The 4,808-nt window shown below is 67.7% G+C and carries 4 protein-coding genes; all 4 read right to left on the bottom strand.

The annotated features are described in order from the left end of the window. On the bottom strand, window positions 1-722 hold a 722-nt coding region (locus tag ABZ641_RS25960; RefSeq protein WP_359985390.1), incomplete at its 3' end, for an ABC transporter ATP-binding protein. 19 nt (window positions 723-741) lie between these two features. Beyond that, window positions 742-1,683 (bottom strand): ABC transporter permease, encoded by a 942-nt coding sequence (locus tag ABZ641_RS25955; RefSeq protein WP_344625734.1) that lies wholly within the window; start codon window positions 1,681-1,683, stop codon window positions 742-744. Then, entirely contained in the window at window positions 1,676-2,620 is a 945-nt protein-coding gene (locus tag ABZ641_RS25950; RefSeq protein WP_030273527.1) for an ABC transporter permease, read from the bottom strand. The genes ABZ641_RS25955 and ABZ641_RS25950 overlap by 8 nt, the downstream gene beginning before the upstream one ends. 86 nt (window positions 2,621-2,706) lie before the next feature. Continuing rightward, the gene (locus tag ABZ641_RS25945) at window positions 2,707-4,344 is read right to left on the bottom strand and encodes an ABC transporter substrate-binding protein (protein WP_344625735.1); all 1,638 of its coding nucleotides are present in this window, start codon (window positions 4,342-4,344) and stop codon (window positions 2,707-2,709) included. Window positions 4,345-4,808: the final 464 nt, after the last annotated feature.

The following is a 4,808-nucleotide window of genomic DNA, read 5'->3' as shown; positions in this document are numbered from 1 at the left end:
ATCTTGTCGGCCACGTCGGCGACCACGCCGAGGTCGTGGGTGATCAGGATCAGACCCATGTTGTACTCGGCCTGGAGCTCCGCCAGCAGGTCCATGACCTGCGCCTGGACGGTCACGTCCAGCGCGGTGGTCGGCTCGTCCGCGATGATCAGGTCGGGCTGCAGGGCCAGCGCCATAGCGATCATGATGCGCTGGCGCATGCCGCCGGAGAACTGGTGCGGGTAGTCGTTGACCCGCTGGGCGGCGGCCGGGATCCGGACGCGGTCCATCAGCTCGACGGCCTTGGCCTTGGCCTCCTTCTTGGAGGCGCCCTCGTGCACCCGGAACATCTCGCCGAGCTGGTAGCCGACGGAGAGCACCGGGTTTAGCGAGGAGAGCGCGTCCTGGAAGATCATGGCGATCTTGCGGCCGCGGATCCTCCGGCGCTGCTCCTCCTTCATGGCGAGCATGTCCTCGCCGCGGTAGAGGATCTGGCCCTGGGTGATCCTGCCCGGCGGCATGTCGAGGATGCCCATGATCGTCTGGGCGGTCACCGACTTGCCGGAGCCCGACTCGCCGAGCACGGCGAGGGTCTCGCCGGCGGCGACGGAGTAGTTCACGCCGTTGACGGCCTTGGCGACGCCGTCGCGGGTGCGGAACTCCACGTGGAGGTCGCGGACCTCCAGCAGCGGCGTGCCCACGGCGAGCCGGTCGGTCTTCTTGGTCTCGATGGCGGTGGTCATCCGATCGTCACCCCTTCTCTCAGCGCAGCTTCGGGTCGAGGGCGTCGCGGACCGCGTCGCCGACCATGATGAAGGCCAGCACCGTGACGCTCAGCGCCGCGGCCGGGAAGAGCAGCACGTGCGGCGCCTCCAGGAAGCGGTTCGAGGCGTCGCTGATCATCAGGCCCCAGGAGATCTGCGGCGGCTGCACACCGATGCCGAGGTAGGAGAGCGCGGCCTCGGCGCCGATGTACACGCCCAGGCTGATCGCGGAGACCACGATGACCGGGGCGACGGCGTTCGGCATGATGTGCCGGAAGGTGATCCGCAGGTTGCCCGCGCCGAGCGCCTTGGCGGCCACCACGTAGTCGTTGTGCTTGTTGGCGATCACCGAGGCGCGCATGATCCGGAAGATCTGCGGCCAGCCGAGGGCGGCCAGCACCATCGACACCGACAGCACGTTGCCGGAGCCCCAGAACGACATGATCAGCATGCCGCCGAGCAGCGACGGGACGGCGAAGAAGATCTCGGTGAAGCGGGACAGCACGCTGTCGAGCACACCGCCGACCCAGCCGGCCAGCAGGCCGAGCAGGCAGCCGACGAGGGTCACCAGGGTGGTGGTCAGCACGCCGACCACGATGGAGTTGCGGGCCGACCACACCGTGCGGGTGTAGACGTCGCAGCCCTGCACGTCGAAGCCGAACCAGTGTTCGGCGCTGGGGCGCTTCAGCGAGTCCGCGAGGTCGCAGGCGTCGTTGGCGAACGGGCTGCCGCTGGTGAACAGCTGCGGGACGGCCGAGACGACGAGCAGCAGGAGCACCAGGGTCGCGCCGATCACGAAGACCGGGTTGCGGCGCAGGTCGCGCAGGGCGTCGCTCCACAGGCTGGCGACGCGCTCCGGCTTCTGCTTCGGCTCCTGCCCGCCGGCCGCGGCGGCGCTGCCGCTCGGGGCCTCGGGGTCGACGACGATCGTGTCACTCATAGCGGATCCTCGGGTCGAGCACGGCGTACAGCAGGTCCACGAGCAGGTTGGCGACCAGGTAGACCAGCACCAGCAGGGTCACCACACCGACGATGACCACGCCCTGCTTGTTGTAGATGGACTGCGCGAGCAGGCCGCCCACACCGTGGATGTTGAAGAGCTTCTCGGTGATGACCGCACCGCCCATGAGCGCGCCGAGGTCGGCGCCGAGGAAGGTGACGATCGGGATCAGGGCGTTGCGCAGCGCGTGCCGGCCGATGACCCGGCGGCGGCTGAGGCCCTTGGCGACGGCGGTGCGCACGTAGTCGGCGCGCATGGTCTCCATCAGGCTGGTGCGGGTCAGCCGGGCGACGTACGCCAGCGAGGTGGAGGCGAGCACCAGGGCCGGCAGCAGGTAGGCGCGCAGGCCGTCCTCCTCCCGGAAGGAGACCGGGAAGAAGTCGATGCCGTAGTCGTTGCGGAGCTTGACGCCGAGCAGCAGCTGGAGCGCGGAGCCGAGCACGAACACCGGGACGGAGATGACCAGGAGGGTGGAGATCAGCACCAGCTGGTCGAGGAACTTGCCCCGGCGCAGGGCCGCCAGCACACCCGCGGACACACCGATCACGGCCTCGATCGCGAAGGCGACCAGGGCCAGGTTGACGGTGTACGGGAGCGCCTCGCTGATCATGTCGATGACCGCGCGACCTCGCATGTCCTCACCGAGGTTGCCGGTGAAGACCCCGCTGATGTAGTGCCAGTACTGCACCAGGAACGGGTCGTTGAGGTGGTACTTCTCGCGGATCAGCGCGGCGACCAGCGGGTCGGGGCGCTTCTCGCCGGAGAGCGCCTGCACCGGGTCGCCGGGCAGCGCGTTCACCAGGTAGTAGATCAGAAGCGTCGCACCGAGCAGTACAGGGATCGCCTGTATCAGTCGGCGGATGACATAGCGGCCCATCAGACCTCCACACTTTCGGGCAAGGAAGGAGGCGGCCGGCCGGGTCCGAGGACCCGGCCGCCCGCCCCCGGTCGTCTGCTACCGGGTCAGCCGGCGAGCTCGACGTTGGCCAGGTCCATGCGGCCGAAGGCGTCGGTGTCGACGTTCTTCACGGACTTGGTGTACGCGGCGGAGGACATGTTGGTGTACACCGGGATGTACGGCAGGTCCTGGACGAGGACGTCGTCGGCCTGCTGGTACAGCTTCAGGCCCTCCTCCTGGGTCTTCGCCTGGTCGGCCTGGGAGAGCAGGCTCTCGAACTTGTCGTTGACGTAACCGCCGTAGTTCGAGCCCTGGTCGATGGCGACCTTGGAGAAGATCGGGCGCAGGTAGTTCTCGGCGGACGGGTAGTCCATCGACCAGCCCATGCGGAAGGCGCCGGAGTACTGCTTCTCGCCGAGCGCGTCCAGCATCTTGCCGAACTTCTCGAACGGCTTGGCGGTGACCTCGACGCCGAGGTTCTTCTTCAGCTGGTTGGCGACGGCCTCGATCCACTCCTTGTGGCCGCCGTCGGCGTTGTAGCCCAGCTCGATGGTGTTGTTCGGGACACCGCCGGCCTGGGTGAAGAGCTCCTTGGCCTTGGCCGGGTTGTAGGTGCCGGCCTCGCCCAGGGCGCCCTTGCGGTAGCCGGCCACCAGCGGGCTGATGAAGTCGTCGGCGGGGACGCGGCTGCCGTTGAAGATGGTCTTGCTGATGGCCTCGCGGTCGATGGCCATCGAGATCGCCTTGCGGATCTCCGGCTTGCCGTAGGTGGCCGGGTTGGTGGCGATCGGGAAGCCGATGTAGCCGACGCCGGACTCCGGCTTGTAGATGTAGCGGTCGCCGAACTCCGACTTCACCGTGGACATCGCCGAGGTGGGCAGCTTGTCGGTGATCTGGATCGCGTCGGTGCGCAGGTCGTTGTACGCGGTGTCCAGGCTGTCGTAGATCTTGAAGGTGACGCCCTGGAGCTTGGCCTTGCCGTCCGCGGCCGGGAAGGCGTCGTAGCGCTTCACCTTGATCTGCTTGTTGTGCTCCCAGGAACCGTCCATCTGGAACGGGCCGTTGCCGACCGGCTTCTCGCCGAAGGCCTTGGGGTCGGTGAAGAACGCCTTGGGCAGCGGGTAGAACGCGGTGTAGCCCAGCATGGTCTTGAACTGGGAGAACGGCGCGGTCAGGGAGACGGTGAAGGTCTTGTCGTCGACGACCTTCAGGCCCTTGAGCTCCTTGGCGGTGGGCTTCTTGTCCTTGCCCGGGGCGAGCTCCTCGGAGCCCTCGATCTTGGCGAAGAAGGGCAGGCCCTCCTGCGCGTTGTCCTGGTTGGCGCCGTAGTTCCAGGCGTCGACGAAGGACTGGGCGGTGACCTTCTCGCCGTTGTGGAAGGTGTAGCCGTCCTTCAGCTTGATCGTCCAGACCTTGCTGTCGGGGGACTCGATGGACTCGGCGACGCGGAGCTTGGGCTCGCTGGTCTTGACGTCGTAGTCGACCAGGCCGGCGAAGAGGGCGTTCAGCACCTCGGCGCCCTCGGACTCGGCGGTGTTGGTCGGGACCAGGCCGTGCTGCGGCTCGCCGAGCTGGACGGCGATCGAGCCGCCGTCCTTGGCGGTGGCCTTGTCGCCGCTCGTGCCGGACGTGCTGCAGGCGGTCGCGGCGAGGGCGACAGCGGTGGCGGCCACGATCCACTTGGCCGGGGTTGCTCCGCGCATGGGGAGATGCCTCCTGAGGTGGTTTCAACGCGGAGGCACCACAGGGGGGATGGCCGGAGTCTTCGCCCCGGTCATGAGGTGCCTCCTCGCCCGAGGTTCGGCGCGCACCCCTGCGCGTGACCCGTGACCCGAGCTCGACTGTCCCACTATCGGACACCGCGAGATGCGGAACTGACCATTACGGATCTCAATTTGGTCACATGCGCGACGAATTGGTTTCACAAATTGGACATTGAGGGCATACCCAACCGGCATCAAACGGACAGTCGTCGCGCATGACGGTCGGTCACGCACGATTACCGGACATCGACGGTGCTCCGGATACCGGACACCCCGGCCGGCCCCGGGCAGACGAAACGGCCGGCTCCCGCCCCCTCCGCGGGGGTGGGAGCCGGCCGTCCGATGCCGTGCCGAGGCGTACTGCGGGCGTCAGCCCTTCTTGGGGATAGGAAGAGCGGCGGGGA

Source organism: Kitasatospora sp. NPDC007106 (genome assembly GCF_040634455.1).
GTDB lineage: Bacteria > Actinomycetota > Actinomycetes > Streptomycetales > Streptomycetaceae > Kitasatospora > Kitasatospora arboriphila.
This window is presented reverse-complemented; position numbering and strand designations above follow the sequence as displayed.

What these genes read in the sequence shown, in the direction of transcription:
- ABZ641_RS25955 (WP_344625734.1), bottom strand. Translation starts at nt 1,683, where the DNA reads ATGAGTGACACGATCGTCGTCGACCCCGAGGCCCCGAGCGGCAGCGCC.
- ABZ641_RS25950 (WP_030273527.1), bottom strand. Translation starts at nt 2,620, where the DNA reads ATGGGCCGCTATGTCATCCGCCGACTGATACAGGCGATCCCTGTACTG.
- ABZ641_RS25945 (WP_344625735.1), bottom strand. Translation starts at nt 4,344, where the DNA reads ATGCGCGGAGCAACCCCGGCCAAGTGGATCGTGGCCGCCACCGCTGTC.